This window comes from Pseudoalteromonas sp. P1-26, from assembly GCF_001401795.1.
GTDB lineage: Bacteria > Pseudomonadota > Gammaproteobacteria > Enterobacterales > Alteromonadaceae > Pseudoalteromonas.
The window spans coordinates 1-639 of record NZ_LKDX01000128.1; the positions used below are offsets into that span (position 1 = coordinate 1).

A 639-nucleotide genomic window follows, 5' to 3' on the forward strand; every position below is an offset into this window, starting at 1 on the left:
CACCACTTCCACATCCTGCCTATCAACGTTGTAGTCTTCAACGGCCCTTCAGAGACTTTAAAAGTCTAGTGAGAACTCATCTCGAGGCCTGCTTCGCGCTTAGATGCTTTCAGCGCTTATCAGTTCCGAACGTAGCTACCGGGCAGTGCCATTGGCATGACAACCCGAACACCAGCGGTTCGTTCACTCCGGTCCTCTCGTACTAGGAGCAACCCCTCTCAATTCTCAAACGCCCACGGCAGATAGGGACCGAACTGTCTCACGACGTTCTAAACCCAGCTCGCGTACCACTTTAAATGGCGAACAGCCATACCCTTGGGACCGACTTCAGCCCCAGGATGTGATGAGCCGACATCGAGGTGCCAAACACCGCCGTCGATATGAACTCTTGGGCGGTATCAGCCTGTTATCCCCGGAGTACCTTTTATCCGTTGAGCGATGGCCCTTCCATTCAGAACCACCGGATCACTATGACCTACTTTCGTACCTGCTCGACGTGTCTGTCTCGCAGTTAAGCTGGCTTCTACCATTACACTAACCGTACGATGTCCGACCGTACTTAGCCAACCTTCGTGCTCCTCCGTTACTCTTTGGGAGGAGACCGCCCCAGTCAAACTACCCACCAGGCACTGTCCGTAA

Annotated in this window: 1 rRNA gene; it reads right to left on the reverse strand. The window is 53.7% G+C overall.

Features of this window, described 5'->3' with window-relative positions:
• Positions 1-639 (reverse strand): 23S ribosomal RNA (locus tag AN394_RS21225); the annotation flags it as partial.